Origin of the sequence: Haloferax namakaokahaiae (assembly GCF_042663225.1) — an archaeon.
GTDB classification, from domain to species: Archaea; Halobacteriota; Halobacteria; order Halobacteriales; family Haloferacaceae; genus Haloferax; species Haloferax namakaokahaiae.
This window is the reverse complement of sequence record NZ_JBHTAA010000005.1, coordinates 892,086-910,630: the sequence shown is the minus strand read 5'-3', so window position 1 is coordinate 910,630 and position 18,545 is coordinate 892,086. Positions and strand designations below refer to the sequence as shown.

Genomic DNA, 18,545 nt, shown 5'->3' with positions numbered 1-18,545 from the left:
CCCCGTCTCCGACCAATCAGTGGCAATGCGAGCTTACGATATCGAGCGCTATCTTCACATCAGAAGCGCCTACGGCGCGTCGTTCGCCCCCGACGGCGAGCGAATCTCGTTTCTCATGGACACTACGGGCGTCCCGCAGGTCTGGACGCTCGACGGTCCCGGTGTGTGGCCCGAACAACGGACCTTCTACGACGAGCGCGTCACCTTCGCCTCGTGGTCGCCCGAGCATCCGGAACTCGTCTTCGGGATGGACGAAGGCGGCAACGAGCGCGCCCAACTCTTTCGACTCGACCCCGACACGGGCGTCATCACGAACCTGACGGCGACGCCCGACGCGAAACACCGCTGGGGTGGCTGGAGTCACGACGGCGAGCGATTCGCCTTCACCTCGAACCGCCGCGACAACGCCGTCTTCGACGTGTACGTCCAGAGACGCGACGAGACGGGCGAGGATGCCGAACTCGTCCACGAAGGCGACGGCTGGCTCACGCTCGGTGGCTGGTCGCCGGACGACTCGAAACTCATCGTCCAAGAGGCGTACTCGAACTTCGACCAGGACGTGTACGTACTCGACCTCGACACCCGCGAACTCTCGCACGTCACGCCGCACGAGGGGACGGTTCGCTACCAGAGTCCGTCGTGGGGACCGGACGGCGAGCACATTTACATGGTCTCAGATAGGGAGAGCGACACGCTCGAACTCGTCCGCTGTGACCTCGAAACGGGGGCGTTCTCGCTCGTCGAATCCGGCGGCGACTCCGAAGTCGAAGGCGTCAGCATCGACCACGAATCCCGGCGTATCGTCTACTCGCGGAACGTCGAAGGCTACACCGAACTCACCTTCGGGGAACTCACCGCGCCGGACCGAATCGACGCCTTCCCCGAACCGGACATCCCGAAGGGCGTCTCCGGCGGCGTCTCGTTCTCGCCCGACGGCAACCGCGCGGCCGTCACCGTCACCGCGAGCGCGAACACCGCCAACGTCTACGTCGTGGACCTGACGAGCGGCGAGGCGACGCGTTGGACGCACGCCGCGACGGCGGGGATTCCCGAGGACACGTTCGTCGCGCCCGAACTCATCCACTACCCGACGTTCGACGGCCGGGAGATTCCGGCGTTCTTCACGCTCCCCGAGGACTCGCCACCCGGCGAGACGCCCGTCATCGTGGACATCCACGGCGGTCCCGAGGCACAGCGCCGCCCCTCGTTCTCGTCGGTCAAGCAGTACTTCCTCTCGCGCGGGTACGCCTACTTCGAACCGAACGTCCGCGGGTCCGCCGGCTACGGCAAGGCCTACGGCCACCTCGACGACGTCGAAAAGCGGATGGACTCGGTCGCCGACATCGAGGCCGCAGTGGAGTGGCTCCACGAACACCCCGCGGTAGACCCGGACAAACTCGTCGCAATGGGTGGGTCCTACGGTGGATTCATGGTGCTCGCGTCGATGACGGAGTATCCCGACCTGTGGGCCGCGGGCGTCGATATCGTCGGCATTGCGAGTTTCGTCACGTTCCTCGAAAACACGGGCGACTGGCGGCGCGAACTCAGAGAGGCCGAGTACGGGTCGCTCGAAGAGGACCGAGAGTTCCTCGAATCCATCTCGCCGCTCAACAACATCGACAAGATTCGCGCACCCCTGTTCGTCCTCCACGGCGAGAACGACCCGCGCGTGCCCGTCAGCGAGGCACACCAACTCGTCGAGCAGGCGCGCGACCACGTCGAAGTTCGAGAGCGCATCTTCGAGGACGAAGGCCACGGCTTCTCGAAGTTGGAGAACCGTATCACGGCGTACTCGGAGATTGCCGAGTTCTTGGACGAACACGTCTAACCGATAGACAGCGTCGAGTAGTCCGTGGAATTGTTCGAGAACATCTTGCTTTCACACGCTGTTCGTTATCAGAAGCAAAACTGAGGAGCAACATTTATGACATCTGTTATTCCTGTTATAATTACATATGGAAGGGTACGCCCAGCGGCCTGAGCGGGACGACACCGACGTTCTCGGCGCACGAATCATCGCACAAATCGTGGATACCGTCGTGGGGAGTATCCTCGGCTTCGGCGTGTTCATCGTTTTTGGCTTCATCGGCGGTTCCGTGGGAGACGGCGGCATCATAACTTTTCTCGGGTTTATCGCGTCGTTTGCGACGTTCGTCGGCTACTTCTTCTTACTCGAAGGGTACTGGAACGGCCAGACCGTCGGCAAACGCCTCGTCGGAATCAAAGTGGTGAAGGAAGACGGGTCACCGTGTGACCTCATGTCGTCGTTCATGCGAAACCTCCTGCGAATCATCGACGGACTGTTCTACTACCTCGTCGGCTTCGTCGTGATGGCTATCAGCGACAAACGCCAGCGCATTGGTGACCGACTCGCCGGTACGGTCGTCGTCCGCGAGCAGAACTGAATCCGAGCCAACAGAATTCTACCTCATTTTCCGTTAGAGTCAAACCGGGTGACATCGAAGCACCGAGCATGAGCGCCGACTCTGAACAACGTACTATCCGGTGTCTCATCGCCAAGGTGGGACTCGACGGCCACGACCGCGGTGCGCACGTCATCTCCCGCGCCTTCCGCGATGCAGGATTCGAAGTCATCTACTCCGGACTGCACCGAGCACCGGACGAAATCGTCCAAGCGACGGTCCAAGAGGACGTTGACGTGCTGGGAATCTCCATTCTTTCCGGCGCGCACAACACGCTCGTTCCGAAAGTGCTCGCCGGACTCGAAGAGTACGGTGCACTCGACGACACGCTCGTCATCGTCGGTGGCATCGTCCCCGACGAAGACCGCGAGAAACTCACCGAGGCGGGCGTCGATGCCATCTTCGGTCCCGGCACGCCGATGCAAGAGACCATCCAGTTCGTGAAGGACAACGCACCCGAACGGGCGTGACGATGAGTCAGGCCGCGGAAACCGACCTCGTCGAGCGACTCCTCGACGGCGAACACCGAGCACTCGCGCGCGTCATCACGAAAATCGAATCGCGCGCACCGGGGTATCGAGACATCGTCTCCGAACTCTACGGCCACACCGGCGGCGCGTCAGTCGTCGGTATCACCGGCAGTCCCGGCGCGGGCAAATCCACGCTCGTGGACAAACTGGCGAAGTTCTACCGTGACCGCGGCGAGACGGTCGGCGTCATCGCCGTAGACCCCTCGTCGCCCTTCACCGGCGGGGCCGTCCTCGGCGACCGAATTCGCATGGCGTCGAACATCGGCGACATGGACGTGTTCTTCCGGTCGATGAGCGCCCGCGGGCAACTCGGCGGTCTCTCGACTGCCACCGCCGACGCCGTGAAAGCCCTCGACGCGTTCGGCAAAGACCGTATCATCATCGAGACGGTCGGTGCCGGCCAGAACGAGGTCGATATCGTCAAGACCGCCGATACGGTCGTCGTGCTCGTCCAACCCGGCAGCGGCGACGACGTGCAGATGCTCAAAGCCGGCATCCTCGAAATCGGCGACTTGTTCGTCGTGAACAAAGCCGACATGAGCGGTGCCTCGCGCACGGTCGCCGAACTCAAAGAGATGATTCACCTCCGCGACGACCCGCGGACGAACCTCGATATGGGCCATCACGGGGCCGAAGCGATGAGCCACCACGGGATGGACGAGTCCGAGGCGACGAACGGCACTGCGAGCGACGAGGCGGGCGGCGACGACGTCGATGGCAACGCGGATGGCCACGGAGACGCCGCTTCCGAGTCGTGGATGCCCGAAGTGGTCGAGACGATTGCGACGACCGGCGAGGGCATCGACACGTTCGTCGAGACGCTCGACGAGCACTACGCCTACCTCCAGCGGACGGGCGAACTCGACGAGAAGGCCAAACAGCGCGCGGCCGAAGAGGTTCGGCAGTTACTCCAAGGCGACGTTGGCGCGTTGCTCGAAGCAGAACTCGAATCGCAAGGTGGCATCGACTCCTTCGCCGAATCGATTGCCGCCCGGGAGACGGACCCTTACGCCGTCACCGAAGAGATACTCGCACCGCTGCGCGAGTGCCTCGGCGACGACGGCGACTGAACCCCTCGTCACGAATCCTTCTCCGGCGGGCGAATTAAGGTCACGGCCGTCCATCTCAATGACATGAATTTCCGACGAGCCATCAGTGCGGCTACCGCCGGCATCGGACTCACTATCGCGGCGAACGCGGCCCTCTCGAAGCGCGCTGGCCCGCTCGACCCGCCACTTTCGGGGTCGGTCGGGACGTTCCGTTGGCGCGGGATGGACGTCGCCTACGTCGAGGCGGGCGACGAGACCGACCCGACGCTCGTCCTCCTCCACGGCATCAACGCCGCGGGGTCCTCGGGCGAGTTCCGCGCGGTGTTCGACGACCTCGCCGAAGACTACCACGTCATCGCTCCCGATTTGCCCGGATTCGGTCTCACTGACCGCCCGGCGCTCTACTACTCGGCGGTGCTCTATCAGGAGTTCGTCGGCGACTTCCTCTCGCAGTACGACGAGCCCGCGGTACTCGCCTCGTCGCTCACCTCGTCCTACGCCGTCGCCGCCGCCGAGCGCGACGACGTATCGGTCTCGAAATTCGTCTTCGTCTGTCCGACTGCCCGCGGCGGTCCGGACCCGACCGAGTGGCTCCGCGAACTCATCCGCGCGCCCGTCGTCGGCGAAGCGGTGTTCAACGTCATCGCCTCGCACCCGTCGATTCGCTACTTCAACGCCGACCACGGCTACTACGACCCGTCGAAGGCGGGCGACGAGTGGCAGGAGTACGAGTGGCTGACGGCCCACCAACCCGGTGCACGATTCGCACCGGCATCGTTCGTCTCTGGCTATCTCAACGCCGATTTCGACCTCGGTGAGAAACTGTCCGCACTCGACGTTCCGACCACGCTCATCTGGGGCCGCGAGAGCGACATCACGCCGCTCGCGGACGGTCGTGACCTCGCAGAGCGGGCGGACTGCACGCTCGTCGTCTTCGACGACGCGATGTTGCTCCCGCACGTCGAGTTCCCGGCCGCGTTCGTGGAGACGGTCCGAGACGCGCTCCAGTAAGCATGGTCGGCGGAGTGCTGATGGTTGGTGGGGTGTTCGACGCGGTTTCGCTCGCGCTCTACGGAACTATCGCGCTCGTCGCGGTGGGATTTTGGGTGGTCGTCCTCGGTGGAGTCGTGCGCAACCGTCCGGTGTTCGAGCACCTCGTCGAAGACGACGCTGAGACGGACGAGTCTGAAACGGAAGAATCTGAAACGAAAAACCCGGCGTCAGATTAGGCGTCTGCGGGTCGGAAGACGAGCATGGTCTCGCCCGTCGTCACCGACTCGCCCACGTCAGGGACGACTTTCATGCCGAGTTGGACGTCTGCCGACTCGACACCGCGGACGATGCCGGTCAGTCGAACCGGTCCGAACGAGGCAATCGCGGTCACGTAGGGCGCGTCGTCGGCGAAGCGCGGTGCCGGGACGTGCACCTCCGAGAAGGTGACGAGTTCGCCCGTCGCCGGGAGCGGCTCCTCGGTCAACTCGGCCGCCCCACAGTGCGGACACGACCGTCGCGGCGGCAACGACCCGTGACCGTCGGGGCAGGCGAGATAGTAGCCGTCGCCGTCGCCAATCGCGGCGAGCCAATCGTCGTATGCTGCGTCTGCCATCAGTTCATCACCTCCAGGACGTGAACGACTGCGCTTGCAACCGTGCCACCCGCGTTGTGGGTCAAGCCGACTCGCGGGTCCGAGAGGGCGTCGCTGTTCGCGTGGTCGCCGCGCAGGAGCTTCGTCATCTCGACGATTTGGGCGGTGCCCGTCGCGCCGACGGGGTGGCCCTTCGCCTTCAGGCCGCCCGAGAGGTTGATGGGTCGGTCGCCGTCGCGGGTCGTCTCGCCGCGGGCGGCCGCGCCGATTCCCTCGCCGGGTTCGTAGAAGCCCAGCGATTCCAGTGCCATCACTTCGGCGATGGTAAAGCAGTCGTGGACTTCGGCCACGTCCACGTCTCCGGGGGAGATGCCGGCGTCCGCGTAGGCCTGCTCGGCCGCTTTCGTCGCCGCGGGCGTGCGGGCGATGTGCTCCCGGTCTTGGAGGGCCGCTTTGTCCGTCCCCTGTCCAGACCCGGTGACGGCGATTGGGGCGTCGATGCCGTGCTCGTCGGCGTAGTCGCCGCTGACGAGGACGATGGCGCTCGCACCGTCGGTGATGGGACAGGCGTCGTAGAGGGTGAGCGGGTCGGCGACGACGGGGCTTTCGAGGGCGTCCTGGACGCTGATTTCGCGGTGGAACTGCGCGTACTCGTTCGTCATCGCGTTGGCGTGGTTCTTCACGGCGATGTTGGCGAGGTCTTCGTTGTCGCCGCCGTACTCGTCGAAGTAGGCTCGGGCCATGAGCGCGTACGCGCCGGGGAAGGTGACGCCGGCGCGCACTTCGAACAGTTCGTCGGCCGCGATGGCGAGCGACTGCGTGACGTTCGGCGTATCGAGGTTGTTCATCCGCTCCATGCCGCCCGCGAGGACGACATCCGCGCCGCCGGCGCGAATCGTCTGGACGGCCTGGCGGAACGCGACGCCCGCGGAGGCGCAGGCTTGCTCGTATCGCGTCGCTGGACACTCCACCCCCGCCGCCTCGGCCATTATCGGCGCTTGGTGACCCTGCCCCTCTGCGAGTTCACCCATGAAGTTGCCGTAGTGAAGCTCCTCGTAGTCGTCGCGGGAGATGCCGGCCTCCTCCCGCGCGGCGAGGGCCGCCTCCGCGAACAGGTCGCGGCCAGTTCGCTCGGGGTAACTACCGAACTTGGTCAGTCCGACCCCGGCGATTCGAACGTCGGTCATGAATGAAAGTACGTTACAGATGCTTCTTGAACCTGCCGGACCATTTTGGCACCCGAGTTACACCTCACCTCGTTGACGGCTATCGGTTCAGACCACTTGCATCGCAACCATTACCTCCGCCTCGGGCGACGATTCGGTATGACAGACTGGATCGGTGAGACCTTCACGAGCGACGTCGGCTGGACCCACCTCGAAACGCTGGTCGATATCGGCAATCGGATGGCCGGGTCGCCCGGCGAGCGCGAGGCCATGGAAGCCACACGCGACGCACTCGACGCCGTCGGCGCGCGCAACGCCCGCATCGACACGTTCGAGATTCAAGGCTGGGAACGCGGCGACAGCGCCATTCTCGCAGAGGACACGACCCAAGAGTGCATCGCACTTCCCCGAAGCCCCAGCGAGACGGCGACGGGCGAACTCGTTGACCTCGGCTACGGCCTGCCGGAGGACTTCGACCGCGACCTCTCGGGTAAGGTCGTCGTCGTCTCTTCGACCGTCCCCGACCACTACGACCGCTTCATCCACCGCCGCGAGAAGTACTATTACGCAGTACAGGCGGGCGCGGAAGCCTTCATCTTCGCCAACCACGTCCCCGGCCAACTCCCACCCACGGGGAGCGTCGGCACCGAAGAAGCTCCCGTCGGCGACATCCCCGCCGTCGGCGTGAGCAGCGAGGTCGGCGCGCGACTCGGCCGACGTTTCGAAGGCAGCGAAGTCACCGTCGAAGTAATGTGTGAGACGCCGATGGCCGAGAGCGGCAACGTCCACGCCGAACTCGGACCCGACACCGACGAGGAAGTACTGGTCACGAGCCACCTCGACGCCCACGACATCGCCGAGGGCGCGATGGACAACGGCGCGGGCACGGCGATGGTCGTCGAACTCGCCCGCGCGCTCGCCGCCCGCGAGGACGAACTCGAAAACCGCGTCCGATTCGTCTGCTTCGGTGCCGAGGAAGTCGGGCTCGTCGGCTCCGCGTACGAGGCCTCGCGTCTCGGCGACGGCCGCGCGAACGTCAAAGCCATCGTCAACAACGACGGCGTGGTCGGCGGGCGGACGCTCCAGTTCCACACCAGCGGCTTCGACGCGCTCGACGATATCGTCGAAACCGTCTCCGACCGCTTCGACATCCCAATCTCCCTCTTGCCCGAACACTTGCCTCACAGCGACCACTGGCCGTTCGTCGTCCACGGCGTGCCCGCCTACATGATTGGCAGCGTCAGCGACGACCGGGGGCGTGGCTGGGGTCACACCCACGCCGACACCATCGACAAACTCGAGTCGCGCACGCTGCGCGAACAGGCTATCTTCCTCACGGAACTCGTCGTCGAAGTCGCCAAATCGGAGCACGACGTGCCGCACGCCGACCCCGCCGACATCGCGGCGGCCCTCGAAGCCGAGGACAAAGCCGCCGGGATGAAGGTCACCGGGGATTGGCCGTTCTGAGGTGACGAGACCCACAGTGAGCGCATAACCGTCTCTCGGAACTCTTCGCGTATCTTCTTCGAACGAAACACGCCACTTCCCCGTTCTCGCATCGGTAGAGTGCAAAAATCGTGGTCGGCGATTCGACGAGGGGGGCGTAGGCTGTCGGTCCCACCGGTGACACCGAGATCACTCTGTGTCGTTATCCACCCGACTTCGTCTGAACTCGAAGCCCGCCGGTACGGTCTACGTCTATCTCATACCCATAATAGGTGAATGATATCCGTACATTCGAAGAAGCATACTTCGGATGGGACAGCACAGCAAGTGCCTCTGGGTCGATGACTTCGTAGAGGGGCTGTTCGAGGTCCATCACCGAAACACCCTCTTTGTCCGCAACCGTCTCAAGGATTCGTTGAACGATCGAACTGGTCTCGTTCTGTGCCAGCGTCATCGATGACGTGAACGGCCTGAGAGAGTAATAAGGTGTCGAGAATTGAATAATTATCGCATATCTCTTCCCTGATTGCACAAGAAACAAATTTTTGCCGATTTCTCGAATTGTGGACATCCACGTTAGTCATCACGGACGAGGTGCTGGCCAAAATGATTGAATGGCTGGTGGTGCTCGCGTTTTATCATCTCGATACGCGTCACTTTCAGCCCGCGTTCGTTCAACTCTTCCAGCCGTTCGAATAACTGCTCGCGGGTTCGACCGACTAGTTCAATCGAGAAATTCTCTTCGTCGGCAGCCAACTCTCTGAGGCTCACGACACCGTCAATATCCAGTATCTCTTCGAAGAAACTGTTCCGCGTCTCGTGGCGCTCTGGCCCAGTGCCGATGACGAGATACACGTGGTCGAACCCCACTTTTTCGTAATCAATGGTCGGCACGTAGCCTCTGATGACGCCGTTTGTCTCCAGATTCCGAATTCGGGTTGCGACCGTGCTCGACGCGACACCGACCTGTTCGCCCATCTCTTTGGTCGTCACATCGCGGGCGTTGTGTTGCAATAAAAATAGAATACCAAAGTCGACTGGGTCTACTTCGAATACTGCCATTCACCAGTTAGAGGCTCGGAGTCGGCAAAACCTTTTCATACATTTCTGCGTGCTATCACATTCCCGTACGTTCGGTCTCGAACGGAACTCTCGTCTTGGGGACTGTCAGCACAGGCTACGCTCGAGCCACACGGTTCGTGTCGAACCGTGCTTTAGCGAGACAGATGGAATCGCCGCCTCTTTTATCGGCGACGGCGTACCCTCGCTCGATGTCAACGGGTCGAACCGGAGGCGAGCGCCGGCGATGAACTTCACAGTCGTCGGCGATGCGTCGGTCGAGGCGACGATTCGCACTGCCGGTGGGACGACCACGGACGACGATGGCGACGTTCTCGTCGCCGTCGGCGAAGACGCACTGCGCGCGGCCGCGCTCGACGTAGAGAGCGACACGCCGCTCGTGCCCGTCGCGTGCGATGCACCGTGGTCGGTCGCCCGGAACGACCTGCAGGGCGTTATCGAGGCGATTGTCGCCGACGAATTGGCCCCTGTCGAACACCCCGTTCTCTCGGTACGCGTGGGTGACGAACACGTCGGCCGTGCGCTCTTTGACGTGATGCTCGTGACCAGCGAACCGGCGCACATCTCGGCGTACAGCGTCGCCGACGCCCGCGCGGTGACTTCTTCGAACGACGGGTGGCACTCGCTCGACACGTTCCGCGCCGACGGCGTCGTCGCGGCGACGCCGCTCGGAAGTTCTGGCTACGCGCGCGCCGCCGGGGGCACTATCGTCGGTCCCGGTGCGGGTCTCGCAGTCGTCCCGGTCTCACCGTACGCGACCCAGACCGACTCGTGGGTGCTGCAACCGCCGCTTCGACTTCGTGTCGAACGCGAGGAGTCACCCGTGTCGCTCGTCCTCGATGCCGATATCGCGGCCGAGGTCGCTCCGTACGAACCTGTCGTCGTCGAATTCGACCAGTCGGTCTCGCTCCTTCTCGACTGAGCGTCGTCCTCGACTCACGTGCTGTGCCGGCCAGCGCTGGCGCTCCGTGGAGTGAAAATAAGTCCCGCAACCGAACGCCGCGGGTGCGTTCGATTCGCCGTCAGATGATGGCGTTCCAGACGCCTGCGACGAGGAAGAAGAGGCTCTGGTAGGCGGCGTACATGAGCACGACGACGGATGCCGTCAGCGCACCTTTCGGCTGGTCGAGCGGTCGGTCGTTACGGGCTTCGACTTCGCGCGCTTCGAACTCGAAGAAGTCCGTGACGAACATCCCGACGACGAGGACGGTCAGAACCATGCCACCGTGGGGTTCGAGGAGCAAGAACAGGAACGACGTCACGACGAGCGCGCCCGACGTGAGCGTGTGCGGCAGATACCGCGAGAGTTCGTCTGCTCCGTCGTTCGCCTGGTTCACGTGGCTCCGGTGGGCAAGGAAGCGCGTCAGCATGTTTGCCAGCACCAGAACGAGTGCGACGAACGGGATGGCCGGTTCGACCGCCGCCAGTTGGTCGAGCGGGACGAGGAACTGTAGCGGTTGCATACAGGCACCTCGGTGGGATACTCATTAGAGTTTTTCCAATCTAACGCGCGATTGCCGCGATGACTGATTGCTCTCGGAGCGTGGAGAAACAGAAGACGTGAGTGGGCGAGTTACTGCGCGTTCCGTCGGTCGTCGAGCGCGCCCTTGAGTTGGCGACCGGTCGGGATGAGCACCCAGAAGGTGAGCGCGCCGATGATAGCGAACCAGAGGAACACGTCCATCATCGTGACCGCGAGGAGGTCGAACAGTCCACCGGGCTCCGAGTGAAGCGGTTCGATGAGTTGTTTCGTACTCTCGAAACTGCTCGTTCGGTACCATCCCGCGAGGACCATCCACGCGAGACCCGAGCCGGTCAGGATGCCCAGTCCTTTGATGAATTCGTCAGCCATTGTTCGAATCTTCGCCGGAGTCCTCTTGAGACTTTCCCATTCCGTGGGCGCGGAATCGAGTACCAATCGTGTAGACGACCGAACCGAACGCAATCACACCAAGTCCGACGATTGCGAGGACGGTACTGAGGACGCCGTCGGCGACGGTGAGACCGACGAAGCCGAGGACGCCGATAATCACCGCCCGGAGGGCGCTCACTTGGAGCGTCGCCGCGTCCAAGAACACGAAGCCGAGGACGACGCTGGTGACGGCGATGAGCGTCGAAAACACCGTGACGGTCTTGTACAACCGCATGGGAACGACGATGTCGCGGCGGCCGCGACGAGATGACCGCACCTCCGCGTCGGCGGTCGAGTCGGTTGCGTCGCTATCTGTCATCGTGAGTCCCTAAGAAATGAGTCGTGGTAGGAGTTCCGCTCTACTTCGGCGGACGAAGCCGGTAGTAGCGGCGGTTGAGGTTGTACATGTAGCCCTCTTTCATCGTCTTGAGCACGGCGTAGGTGACCGTCCCGAAGACGACCGGCAGCAGGAACGTCAGGTCGAACAGCAGATCGACGTTCATCGGCATGAGGTTCTTGACTGCCAGGAGCGAGATGGTGATTGCGAAGACGATGCCGAAGACACCGACTGCGGCCCAGAACGGCTCTTCGACTGGCCGCCGCGCGGAACCCTTGTTGAGGAAGGGCACCATGGCGATGAAGCCGACGACGACGCCGTTGGCGAGCACACCGTACGTCCGGTCTGCCATGATCTTCTGGCCGCCGAGGATGGCGAGTTCGGGGTTCAGCGGGTTGAGCTTGAGGAGTCCGAACGACCAGTAGAGGTACCAGTCGGGCAGGATAATCGCCGGCGTACTCGATGGGTTCGCGGGCGCGCCGATGTGCGGCGGCATCGTCGCCGAGAGGAACAGAATCATCCCGACGAAGAACGACGCAATCGAGAGGTTGCGGACGGTCTCGTGGGGCCACGTCGGGAACGCGAGCACGTCGCGCTCGACGTAGTCGGACTCCGTCCGGAGGTCTTGGTCTTCGCGGCGAGCACGCTCGAAGTACTCGTAGGTGAGCCGAGAGAGTCCCGTCTTGCGGGCCTTCCGCTCACTCCACGTCGGCGTCTCGTTGTCGGGCGCGACGATGCCCGTGCCGTCGGTGCGGATTTCTTGGTTGTCTTGGTTGTCGCTCATTTGTTCTCCTTAGTGCGGCTCTGCGATGCCCTGCACCCACACGATACCGATGTGAATCGCGATGAGCGTCGTCACCACGAAGGGGAGCAGGAACACGTGGATGATGTACATACGTTGCAGCGTCGCTTGACTCAGCGTGAACCCACCGAAGAGGAGTTGTGCCACCCACTCGCCGGCGAGGGGAACGGACAGCGACATCTCGACGCCGATCTGACCGGCCCAGAACGCGAGCTGGTCCCACGGCAGCAGGTAGCCCGTGTATCCGAACACCATCGTCAGACTGATGAGGACGATGCCGATGAGCCAGTTGAGTTCGCGCGGTTCCTTGTACGCGCCCGTGAAGTAGACACGGAGCATGTGCAGGAACACGGCGGCGACCATGACCTGTGCGGCCCAGCGGTGGACCGAACGGAGCATGAAGCCGAACTGGAGTTCGGTCATGATGGCTTCGATACTGGCGTACGCCGTCGTCGGGTCGCCCGTCGTCGCGGGCGAGTAGTAGAACCCGAGCAGTGCACCACTGATGGCTGCGACGACGTACGCGAGCGTCGAGAACAGCCCGAGGGTGTAGAGCGGGTACCAGTACCAGAACTTGTTGTCGAGGTTGTACTGTTCGGTGTGACTCTTCGGCATCTGCAGGTTGACCCGGTAGTAGAGGCCCTCCAGCAGTTCGAGGTAGTCAACGATGCGAAGTCGCTTGTCAAGCCAGATGAGAACGGTGAGGAACGTCGTCTCCACCGGGGTGAGATTCTTCTCTCTCATCCAGGACTTGTGGTCGTAGTCGTCTTTGCGTTCGAGGCTCATGTGTTATCGCTTGTAGTAGGGGTACACCGCGCGCTTGACTTGGTCCCACGCGCCGTCACCCAGTGAGTTTCCATCGGCGTCCTCCTCGCGGACGTAGAGGTCTTCCCACTTGCGACGTCGTTTCTTGACGATGATGACGTCCGGGAGGAACTCTTTGCGGTACAGTGCAAGGATGAACGCGAGGTCCACGAAGATGACGGCGAGGATGCCACCGAGGAACATGTTACCCGTGTCCGTCAGCCCCCACCCGGAGACGAATCCGTAGGTAAAGAGGAAGACGAACACGACCTCGATAATCGTCAGGAGGACGATTGCGATGGCCGCCGTCGTGCTCTCGCGTGCCGGTTCGTATCGGTGAATATCGCCGTATGTACTGCCACTCGAAGACATTATTCGCCACCTCCAGTGTTGCCCGTGTTCGCGGACTCACCGTACTTCAGGATGAAGAAGGAATAAATCATGGTGACGATGATGCCGAGAATCGTCGCTGCGCCGACCCAGTGCGCCTGAATCGGAACACCGAGTTCTTCGAGTTCCTTCTCGCCGCCACCGCCGCCGGCCGACACGGTCGGAACGTCTTCGCCGACCGCGACTGCACCGAGCATGCCGAGTGCTTCGTGCGGTGCGCAGTGGTACTTCGTGATTCCCGCGTCACCCTCTTCGAAGGTGTACTCGTACGTGGTGCCGGCTTCGGCGACTGGCGAACCGGAGTCGAGCGAGGCACCCTCGCTGGCGACGACGTTGTGGCCACCGCCGTTGCCGGTCCACTCCCACGTCACGGTCGTACCGGGGTCGATCCACATTCCTGCCGGGGCAAACGCTAGGTCGCCACCGTTACCGGCGGCACCGACCTCGACCGTGACCTCGCTTTGGCCACGATTGTCTTGGTACCCACCATCGACGCCGTCGAGGTAGCCACCGAAGTCGGGTTGAACCGCGCCTCCACCGCCTTCGCCTTCCTGCGCAGCGGCGGTCCCGGCGGCAGCGGTCGCGGCGGCTGTCGTGCCACCGGCCATTCGGAGAAACTCCCGCCTTTTCATACGGTCGTTGGTCAGGATGCTTCGTGCTTAAACCCACCGACTATGCCTCCACAGCGGGGCGTTTACGGGTTACTGTCGCTCGGAACTGAGCGGCCCGTTTTCGGGCACATCGACGAGTCGCTCTCGCGTCACGTCGTCGCCGTCGAAGGCGGGAACGAAGTCGGGCCGTGCGCCGGTTTCCAGCCCCAACGCGCGCAGGCGGTCACGGTACTCTTCGGCGCGGAACCGGTCCGAGAGTCTCGCGTTGGCGACGACCACGAAGAGGAACACCCCGATAAGGATGAACGCGATGCCGGCGAGCGGGGCGACGATCGAATCCGCTTCCGGAACGAACAGATATGCCGCGATGAGCGACAGGCCGCCGAGTAACTGCCCGAAGGCGACGAGTTGGAGCACGCGGTTCCCGAAGTCACCCGTCCCTTCTGCGACGGACTCGGGCGTCGGTAACGAGACCGTCTCGGGTGCCTGATTCACGTCGAAGTCGTCCATCGAACAGAGCGCGACGGTCGGTTTCACGTCGCGGAGCACCGTCCCTTCGCCCTCGATGCTCCCGTCGGGGTAGACGACGGCGTACCCCTCGTCGGAGTAGGCGAGAATGCGCGGTTCCCCGTTTTCGGTGACGCGTTCGAGCACCGCGAACACCTCTCGAATCGCAATGCGGTAGCGGAGTTCCTCTTCGACTCGTTCGAGTAACTCGTCGCCGACTATCCACGACTCGGGGTCGAAAGCGGCCTCCCACTCTTCGACGCTCATCTTCGCCATATCCGCCGGGCCGAAGTTCTCGAAGTCGTACTTCTCCTCGACGGCTTGGCGCAGCGCTTCGAGGTCGGCGTCGTCTCGTGACACGACCGCGTCGTCAGTATCCGCGTCGGGCGACTCGGGGTCGTCGGCCGGTGCGGAAGACGAATCTGCCATCGCCCGAGGTAGGGTCCACGCCGGTAAACGTGTTCCGACCTCTCGGGTAGCCGTCGAGTGGTCCGGCGCTCGAACGGGTGGGAATAGTCCGGCGCTCGAATGGATGGCCAAGTGGGCGGCTCCGAGTTCGCGTTCGAACTGCGCCGAGTGGTCTAGCGCTCGAACGCATCGAACCGCATCGGTCGCTTTACGGCACCCCGGTTCTAAGCGCGGCCAATGGCAGACGAGACGACCCTCGCCACCCTCGCCGCGCTCACCGTCACGGTGAGTCTTCCGTTCTACCTCTACGGCGCGTGGATCATGATCGACGCCGAGACGGTGACGTGGGACGTGCTCGTCTACCACCTCAAAATCATCTTCCCCGGCTTGGTGCTCAACACCGTACCCGTGGTGACGTGGATGATTCCGCGACTCTTCGAGCAGTTGAACGGCCTGACGGCGCTCCACGCCATCTTGGGGTTGCAGGCCTACGCGATGCTCGTGTTCGCGCTCACGGGAATCGTCCGTATCTTCCAAGCGAAGTGGCGAGCGAACCTGTATCACGACCCCGACCAGGACATCTCGCTCGACGACTTACACGAAAACATGAGCGCGTGGCGCGGCCGACTCCGCGTCGGCGTCTTCGGTTACGTGCTCTTTTGGATGCTCGCGTGGGTTCTCGGCGTCTACCGATACGTCACCGGCTACGTCCTCGCTTGAGAGTAGACTCCGAAGGCGACGACTCCGTCACCACGCCTCGTTCTTCGCCAGGTCTACGTCGTGCTGGAGTTTCGACGACGGACAGATATCTTCGAGCACGCACTCGTCGCACGACGGGTTGCGCGCGTCGCACACTGCGCGCCCGTGACTGATGAGTAAGTGGGTGTACTGCTGCCAGTCGGTCTCGGGGACGACGGGCATCAGGTCCTGTTCGATTTGTTCCGGGTACTCTTCTTCGGTGAGACCGAGTCGCCGCGAGATGCGTTGGACGTGCGTATCGACGACGATGCCCTCGACGATGTCGTGACCGTGCTGGAGGACGACGTTCGCCGTCTTGCGGCCGACGCCCGCGAGGTCGGTCAACTCCGACATGGTGTCCGGAACCTCGCCGTCGTGTTCTTCGATGATGTCGGTGCAGGCCGACCGGATGTACTTCGCCTTGTTGTTGAAGTACGTGATAGAGTTGATGTCCTCGGCCAACTCCTCTTGGTCGGCGTCGGCGTAGTCCTCGGCGGAGTCGTACTTTTCGAACAACTCGGCGGTGACCTTGTTCACGCGCTCGTCGGTACACTGCGCCGAGAGCATGACGGCGATGAGCAGTTCGAGCCGGTTCGAGTAGTTCAGCGAAATCGTCGTGTCGGGGTACTCCTCGTACAGACGTTCGAGGACCTCCTCGGCCTGCGCCTCGCGGGTGTCGAGTGGCGTGCCCATACAGTGGGGTGCGACCCAGTCGCTTTCAGTCGTTCGGGTTCCGGCGATGTCGCCTACCCAATCCTGCTGTGGGCGCTCGGCTTCGGTGGCTACCTGATGGCCCCCGTCGCGGACCGCGAGACGGCGGCGTAGAACACCAACGATTTATCATCCACGACCGCGACCGGACGAGCATGGCTACTCTCGATTTACCGGGCCGCCGCGAAGCGTGGTTGACCGCCGCCGCGACGCTCGTCGGCTACGGTCTCATCCTCGCTGCGATGTTCGTCGTCCTGTTCGTCATTCCGTACTTCGTGTTCCCAGCGTAGAACGAAGCGCACTCGCCCAGTTCACGGAGCGTCGTCGGCACTCTGTCACTTACTTCTGAAAACCAGCGTCGGTCGAAAGAGAAGGTCGCCTTATGCGAAGGCGCGGGAGACGTCGGTGTCGTCTTCCGATTCGTTCTGTATCTTCTCCCACGCGCCGACGAAGTCTTCCATGAAGATTTCCGTGCGGTCGTCGCGGATGGCGAACATCCCGGCCTCGGTACAGATGGCCTTCACGTCGGCACCGGAGGCGTTCTCGGCCAGCTCGGCGAGTTCTGCGAAGTCCACGTCGTCGGCGACGTTCATCTTGCGCGTGTGAATCTTGAAGATGATTTCGCGGCCTTCGTCGTTCGGCTTGGGCACTTCGATGAGGCGGTCGAAGCGACCCGGACGAAGGATGGCGGGGTCGAGCATGTCGAAGCGGTTGGTCGCCGCGATGAGGCGGATGTTACCGCGCTCGTCGAAGCCGTCCATCTCGGCGAGCAGTTGCATCATCGTCCGCTGGACCTCGGCGTCGCCGGAGGTCTTCGAGTCGGTGCGCTTCGACGCGATGGCGTCGATTTCGTCGATGAAGATGACGGCAGGCTCGTTCTCCCGGGCGACCTCGAACAGGTCGCGGACGAGCTTTGCGCCCTCACCGATGAACTTGTGCACCAGTTCGGAGCCGGCCATCTTGATGAACGAAGCGTTCGTCTGGTTGGCGACGGCTTTGGCGAGCATGGTCTTCCCGGTGCCCGGCGGTCCGTACAGGAGGACGCCAGCGGGTGGGTCGATACCCACTTTCTCGAACATCTCGGGGCGGTCGAGCGGCATCTCGACCGTCTCGCGGACTTCCTGCATCTGCTCTTCGAGCCCACCGATGTCCTCGTAGGTGACATCGGGGCTGTGCTCGACCTGCATGACGCGTGCCCGCACGTCGGTCTCTTTGTCGAGTCGCTTGACGATAGAAAGCGAGTTGTTCACTGCGACGCGCGCGTCGGGTTCTAACTCTTCGCGCATCTCTTCGGTCACTTCGGTGAGGGCCTCTTGGTTGTTACCGTGCTGCTTGATGATGACCCCCTCGTCGGTGATTTCCTGTACCGTCGCAACGAACAGCGGCGACTGCTTGAGCTTCTTGTTCTCGTGGGTCAGCCGTTCGAGCTTCTGTTGGTACTTGTTGTTCTCTGCATTCGCATCGAGAAGCTTGTCCCGCATCTCCTCGTTCTGCGATTCGAGAACGTTGAGTCGCTCTTGTAGAGCTGAAAGCTTCTCCTGCTGCGACGCCGTCTCCTCATCGTAGGGGAGGTCGACGTCGTCCACAGTGTCGGTCATCAGCCGTGGTAGGGCACAGGCTCTTATGAGGCTTCGGGTGTGTGTGGTTCTCGCTGGCTCTCCTGTCCGTTTACTGGGGTGTAGACAGTCTGACGCGCGTCACACGAAATTACTGTTATTCATAATTCGACATAGCAAATATTATCTAATAGCATTGCCTGGGATAGGATACGATGAGCACCACGGAAGCGGTCGAACCGCAGACCGAAGCGAACACCGAAGACCGCTGGGCGGCCGTCCGAGACATGCCGCCGAGCGCGAAGTTGGTCGTGAAGATTCTCGACTACGAAGAGACGCTCACCCAGAGCCAAATCGCCGAGGAGTCGCTGCTTCCGCCGCGGACGGTCCGATACGCGCTGTCGCGGCTCGAAGAGGAGGGCGCGGTCGATTCGCGCTTTTCCTTCTCGGATGCGCGCAAGCGCCTCTACACGCTGAAGATTTAAGTCCG

26 protein-coding genes are annotated in these 18,545 nt (G+C 62.7%); 12 read left to right on the top strand and 14 right to left on the bottom strand.

The window, feature by feature from the left end:
- Positions 1-25 precede the first annotated feature (25 nt).
- From ACFQJC_RS12235 to ACFQJC_RS12210, 6 genes are all read left to right on the top strand, one after another.
- Positions 26-1,828, top strand: coding sequence for a S9 family peptidase (locus tag ACFQJC_RS12235; protein WP_390223859.1), 1,803 nt, complete (start codon positions 26-28; stop codon positions 1,826-1,828).
- A gap of 127 nt (positions 1,829-1,955) precedes the next feature.
- Positions 1,956-2,405 (top strand): RDD family protein, encoded by a 450-nt coding sequence (locus ACFQJC_RS12230; RefSeq protein ID WP_390223857.1) that lies wholly within the window; start codon positions 1,956-1,958, stop codon positions 2,403-2,405.
- 68 nt (positions 2,406-2,473) lie between these two features.
- Positions 2,474-2,893 (top strand): cobalamin B12-binding domain-containing protein, encoded by a 420-nt coding sequence (locus ACFQJC_RS12225; protein WP_390223855.1) that lies wholly within the window; start codon positions 2,474-2,476, stop codon positions 2,891-2,893.
- 2 nt (positions 2,894-2,895) lie between these two features.
- The gene (meaB, locus tag ACFQJC_RS12220) at positions 2,896-4,023 is read left to right on the top strand and encodes a methylmalonyl Co-A mutase-associated GTPase MeaB (RefSeq protein WP_390223853.1); all 1,128 of its coding nucleotides are present in this window, start codon (positions 2,896-2,898) and stop codon (positions 4,021-4,023) included.
- A gap of 63 nt (positions 4,024-4,086) precedes the next feature.
- A complete protein-coding gene (locus tag ACFQJC_RS12215; protein WP_390223851.1) occupies positions 4,087-5,013 on the top strand; it encodes an alpha/beta fold hydrolase in 927 nt (308 codons plus the stop codon).
- Between the two features lie 20 nt (positions 5,014-5,033).
- Positions 5,034-5,231 (top strand): hypothetical protein, encoded by a 198-nt coding sequence (locus ACFQJC_RS12210; protein ID WP_390223849.1) that lies wholly within the window; start codon positions 5,034-5,036, stop codon positions 5,229-5,231.
- Here ACFQJC_RS12210 and ACFQJC_RS12205 read toward each other — a convergent pair.
- Together ACFQJC_RS12205 and ACFQJC_RS12200 are read right to left on the bottom strand one after the other, a co-directional pair.
- Complete coding sequence (locus ACFQJC_RS12205; RefSeq protein ID WP_390223847.1) at positions 5,228-5,608, bottom strand: Zn-ribbon domain-containing OB-fold protein; 381 nt, start codon at positions 5,606-5,608, stop codon at positions 5,228-5,230. The two genes, ACFQJC_RS12210 and ACFQJC_RS12205, sit on opposite strands and share 4 nt — an antisense overlap.
- On the bottom strand, positions 5,608-6,774 hold the full coding sequence (locus tag ACFQJC_RS12200; protein ID WP_390223845.1) for a thiolase domain-containing protein: 1,167 nt from the start codon (positions 6,772-6,774) through the stop codon (positions 5,608-5,610). Before ACFQJC_RS12200 ends, ACFQJC_RS12205 begins: the two co-directional genes overlap by 1 nt.
- Before the next feature lie 138 nt (positions 6,775-6,912).
- Between ACFQJC_RS12200 and ACFQJC_RS12195 the strand changes: the two genes are divergently transcribed.
- Positions 6,913-8,220 (top strand): M28 family peptidase, encoded by a 1,308-nt coding sequence (locus tag ACFQJC_RS12195; RefSeq protein WP_390223843.1) that lies wholly within the window; start codon positions 6,913-6,915, stop codon positions 8,218-8,220.
- Between the two features lie 181 nt (positions 8,221-8,401).
- Here ACFQJC_RS12195 and ACFQJC_RS12190 read toward each other — a convergent pair whose 3' ends face one another.
- Together ACFQJC_RS12190 and ACFQJC_RS12185 are read right to left on the bottom strand one after the other, a co-directional pair.
- A complete protein-coding gene (locus ACFQJC_RS12190; RefSeq protein ID WP_390223841.1) occupies positions 8,402-8,653 on the bottom strand; it encodes a HalOD1 output domain-containing protein in 252 nt (83 codons plus the stop codon).
- Positions 8,654-8,775: 122 nt separating this feature from the next.
- Positions 8,776-9,261 carry an Lrp/AsnC family transcriptional regulator gene (locus ACFQJC_RS12185; RefSeq protein WP_390223839.1) on the bottom strand — a complete coding sequence of 162 codons (486 nt, stop codon included), beginning with the start codon at positions 9,259-9,261 and terminating at the stop codon, positions 8,776-8,778.
- A gap of 244 nt (positions 9,262-9,505) precedes the next feature.
- Here ACFQJC_RS12185 and ACFQJC_RS12180 point away from each other — a divergent pair, with 244 nt between their 5' ends.
- On the top strand, positions 9,506-10,201 hold the full coding sequence (locus ACFQJC_RS12180) for an NAD(+)/NADH kinase (RefSeq protein ID WP_390223837.1): 696 nt from the start codon (positions 9,506-9,508) through the stop codon (positions 10,199-10,201).
- A 100-nt stretch (positions 10,202-10,301) separates the two neighbouring features.
- Here ACFQJC_RS12180 and ACFQJC_RS12175 read toward each other — a convergent pair whose 3' ends face one another.
- The 8 genes from ACFQJC_RS12175 to ACFQJC_RS12140 form a co-directional block, all read right to left on the bottom strand.
- Entirely contained in the window at positions 10,302-10,742 is a 441-nt protein-coding gene (locus ACFQJC_RS12175) for a DUF7313 family protein (RefSeq protein ID WP_390223835.1), read from the bottom strand.
- Positions 10,743-10,852: 110 nt separating this feature from the next.
- Positions 10,853-11,131, bottom strand: a complete 279-nt coding sequence (locus ACFQJC_RS12170) for a DUF7314 family protein (RefSeq protein WP_390223833.1) — start codon at positions 11,129-11,131, stop codon at positions 10,853-10,855.
- Positions 11,124-11,510, bottom strand: a complete 387-nt coding sequence (locus ACFQJC_RS12165) for a DUF7315 family membrane protein (RefSeq protein ID WP_390223831.1) — start codon at positions 11,508-11,510, stop codon at positions 11,124-11,126. Before ACFQJC_RS12165 ends, ACFQJC_RS12170 begins: the two co-directional genes overlap by 8 nt.
- A gap of 40 nt (positions 11,511-11,550) precedes the next feature.
- On the bottom strand, positions 11,551-12,312 hold the full coding sequence (locus ACFQJC_RS12160; protein WP_390223829.1) for a cytochrome b family protein: 762 nt from the start codon (positions 12,310-12,312) through the stop codon (positions 11,551-11,553).
- 9 nt (positions 12,313-12,321) lie between these two features.
- On the bottom strand, positions 12,322-13,116 hold the full coding sequence (locus ACFQJC_RS12155; protein WP_390223827.1) for a cytochrome b: 795 nt from the start codon (positions 13,114-13,116) through the stop codon (positions 12,322-12,324).
- Positions 13,117-13,119: 3 nt separating this feature from the next.
- Positions 13,120-13,506, bottom strand: coding sequence for a DUF7318 family protein (locus ACFQJC_RS12150; RefSeq protein WP_390223825.1), 387 nt, complete (start codon positions 13,504-13,506; stop codon positions 13,120-13,122).
- Positions 13,506-14,156 (bottom strand): halocyanin domain-containing protein, encoded by a 651-nt coding sequence (locus tag ACFQJC_RS12145; RefSeq protein ID WP_390223823.1) that lies wholly within the window; start codon positions 14,154-14,156, stop codon positions 13,506-13,508. The genes ACFQJC_RS12150 and ACFQJC_RS12145 overlap by 1 nt, the downstream gene beginning before the upstream one ends.
- A 69-nt stretch (positions 14,157-14,225) precedes the next feature.
- Positions 14,226-15,071, bottom strand: a complete 846-nt coding sequence (locus tag ACFQJC_RS12140) for a DUF7319 domain-containing protein (RefSeq protein WP_390223821.1) — start codon at positions 15,069-15,071, stop codon at positions 14,226-14,228.
- 216 nt (positions 15,072-15,287) lie between these two features.
- Between ACFQJC_RS12140 and ACFQJC_RS12135 the strand changes: the two genes are divergently transcribed.
- Positions 15,288-15,770 (top strand): DUF7321 family protein, encoded by a 483-nt coding sequence (locus ACFQJC_RS12135; RefSeq protein WP_390223819.1) that lies wholly within the window; start codon positions 15,288-15,290, stop codon positions 15,768-15,770.
- 27 nt (positions 15,771-15,797) lie between these two features.
- Here the strand turns inward: ACFQJC_RS12135 and nth are convergent, their stop codons facing one another.
- Positions 15,798-16,481, bottom strand: coding sequence for an endonuclease III (nth, locus tag ACFQJC_RS12130; RefSeq protein ID WP_390223817.1), 684 nt, complete (start codon positions 16,479-16,481; stop codon positions 15,798-15,800).
- A 3-nt stretch (positions 16,482-16,484) separates the two neighbouring features.
- On the opposite strand from nth, the gene ACFQJC_RS12125 reads away from it, so the two are divergent.
- Together ACFQJC_RS12125 and ACFQJC_RS12120 are read left to right on the top strand one after the other, a co-directional pair.
- Positions 16,485-16,613 carry a hypothetical protein gene (locus ACFQJC_RS12125; RefSeq protein WP_390223815.1) on the top strand — a complete coding sequence of 43 codons (129 nt, stop codon included), beginning with the start codon at positions 16,485-16,487 and terminating at the stop codon, positions 16,611-16,613.
- A gap of 41 nt (positions 16,614-16,654) precedes the next feature.
- Entirely contained in the window at positions 16,655-16,789 is a 135-nt protein-coding gene (locus ACFQJC_RS12120) for a hypothetical protein (RefSeq protein ID WP_390223813.1), read from the top strand.
- 90 nt (positions 16,790-16,879) lie between these two features.
- Here the strand turns inward: ACFQJC_RS12120 and pan1 are convergent, their stop codons facing one another.
- The gene (gene pan1, locus ACFQJC_RS12115; RefSeq protein ID WP_390223811.1) at positions 16,880-18,097 is read right to left on the bottom strand and encodes a proteasome-activating nucleotidase Pan1; all 1,218 of its coding nucleotides are present in this window, start codon (positions 18,095-18,097) and stop codon (positions 16,880-16,882) included.
- 173 nt (positions 18,098-18,270) lie between these two features.
- On the opposite strand from pan1, the gene ACFQJC_RS12110 reads away from it, so the two are divergent.
- Entirely contained in the window at positions 18,271-18,540 is a 270-nt protein-coding gene (locus ACFQJC_RS12110) for a MarR family transcriptional regulator (RefSeq protein WP_390223809.1), read from the top strand.
- The last annotated feature ends 5 nt before the right edge of the window (positions 18,541-18,545 follow it).

Coding starts and splice junctions, on each gene's coding strand:
- ACFQJC_RS12160 (WP_390223829.1), bottom strand. CDS start 12,312: ATGAGCGACAACCAAGACAACCAAGAAATCCGCACCGACGGCACGGGC.
- ACFQJC_RS12110 (WP_390223809.1), top strand. CDS start 18,271: ATGAGCACCACGGAAGCGGTCGAACCGCAGACCGAAGCGAACACCGAA.
- ACFQJC_RS12195 (WP_390223843.1), top strand. CDS start 6,913: ATGACAGACTGGATCGGTGAGACCTTCACGAGCGACGTCGGCTGGACC.
- ACFQJC_RS12190 (WP_390223841.1), bottom strand. CDS start 8,653: ATGACGCTGGCACAGAACGAGACCAGTTCGATCGTTCAACGAATCCTT.
- ACFQJC_RS12205 (WP_390223847.1), bottom strand. CDS start 5,608: ATGGCAGACGCAGCATACGACGATTGGCTCGCCGCGATTGGCGACGGC.
- ACFQJC_RS12200 (WP_390223845.1), bottom strand. CDS start 6,774: ATGACCGACGTTCGAATCGCCGGGGTCGGACTGACCAAGTTCGGTAGT.
- ACFQJC_RS12210 (WP_390223849.1), top strand. CDS start 5,034: ATGGTTGGTGGGGTGTTCGACGCGGTTTCGCTCGCGCTCTACGGAACT.
- pan1 (WP_390223811.1), bottom strand. CDS start 18,097: ATGACCGACACTGTGGACGACGTCGACCTCCCCTACGATGAGGAGACG.
- nth (WP_390223817.1), bottom strand. CDS start 16,481: ATGGGCACGCCACTCGACACCCGCGAGGCGCAGGCCGAGGAGGTCCTC.
- ACFQJC_RS12145 (WP_390223823.1), bottom strand. CDS start 14,156: ATGAAAAGGCGGGAGTTTCTCCGAATGGCCGGTGGCACGACAGCCGCC.
- ACFQJC_RS12135 (WP_390223819.1), top strand. CDS start 15,288: ATGGCAGACGAGACGACCCTCGCCACCCTCGCCGCGCTCACCGTCACG.
- ACFQJC_RS12215 (WP_390223851.1), top strand. CDS start 4,087: ATGAATTTCCGACGAGCCATCAGTGCGGCTACCGCCGGCATCGGACTC.
- ACFQJC_RS12230 (WP_390223857.1), top strand. CDS start 1,956: ATGGAAGGGTACGCCCAGCGGCCTGAGCGGGACGACACCGACGTTCTC.
- ACFQJC_RS12235 (WP_390223859.1), top strand. CDS start 26: ATGCGAGCTTACGATATCGAGCGCTATCTTCACATCAGAAGCGCCTAC.
- ACFQJC_RS12185 (WP_390223839.1), bottom strand. CDS start 9,261: ATGGCAGTATTCGAAGTAGACCCAGTCGACTTTGGTATTCTATTTTTA.
- ACFQJC_RS12165 (WP_390223831.1), bottom strand. CDS start 11,510: ATGACAGATAGCGACGCAACCGACTCGACCGCCGACGCGGAGGTGCGG.
- meaB (WP_390223853.1), top strand. CDS start 2,896: ATGAGTCAGGCCGCGGAAACCGACCTCGTCGAGCGACTCCTCGACGGC.
- ACFQJC_RS12140 (WP_390223821.1), bottom strand. CDS start 15,071: ATGGCAGATTCGTCTTCCGCACCGGCCGACGACCCCGAGTCGCCCGAC.
- ACFQJC_RS12170 (WP_390223833.1), bottom strand. CDS start 11,131: ATGGCTGACGAATTCATCAAAGGACTGGGCATCCTGACCGGCTCGGGT.
- ACFQJC_RS12150 (WP_390223825.1), bottom strand. CDS start 13,506: ATGTCTTCGAGTGGCAGTACATACGGCGATATTCACCGATACGAACCG.
- ACFQJC_RS12180 (WP_390223837.1), top strand. CDS start 9,506: ATGAACTTCACAGTCGTCGGCGATGCGTCGGTCGAGGCGACGATTCGC.
- ACFQJC_RS12155 (WP_390223827.1), bottom strand. CDS start 13,116: ATGAGCCTCGAACGCAAAGACGACTACGACCACAAGTCCTGGATGAGA.
- ACFQJC_RS12120 (WP_390223813.1), top strand. CDS start 16,655: ATGGCTACTCTCGATTTACCGGGCCGCCGCGAAGCGTGGTTGACCGCC.
- ACFQJC_RS12225 (WP_390223855.1), top strand. CDS start 2,474: ATGAGCGCCGACTCTGAACAACGTACTATCCGGTGTCTCATCGCCAAG.
- ACFQJC_RS12175 (WP_390223835.1), bottom strand. CDS start 10,742: ATGCAACCGCTACAGTTCCTCGTCCCGCTCGACCAACTGGCGGCGGTC.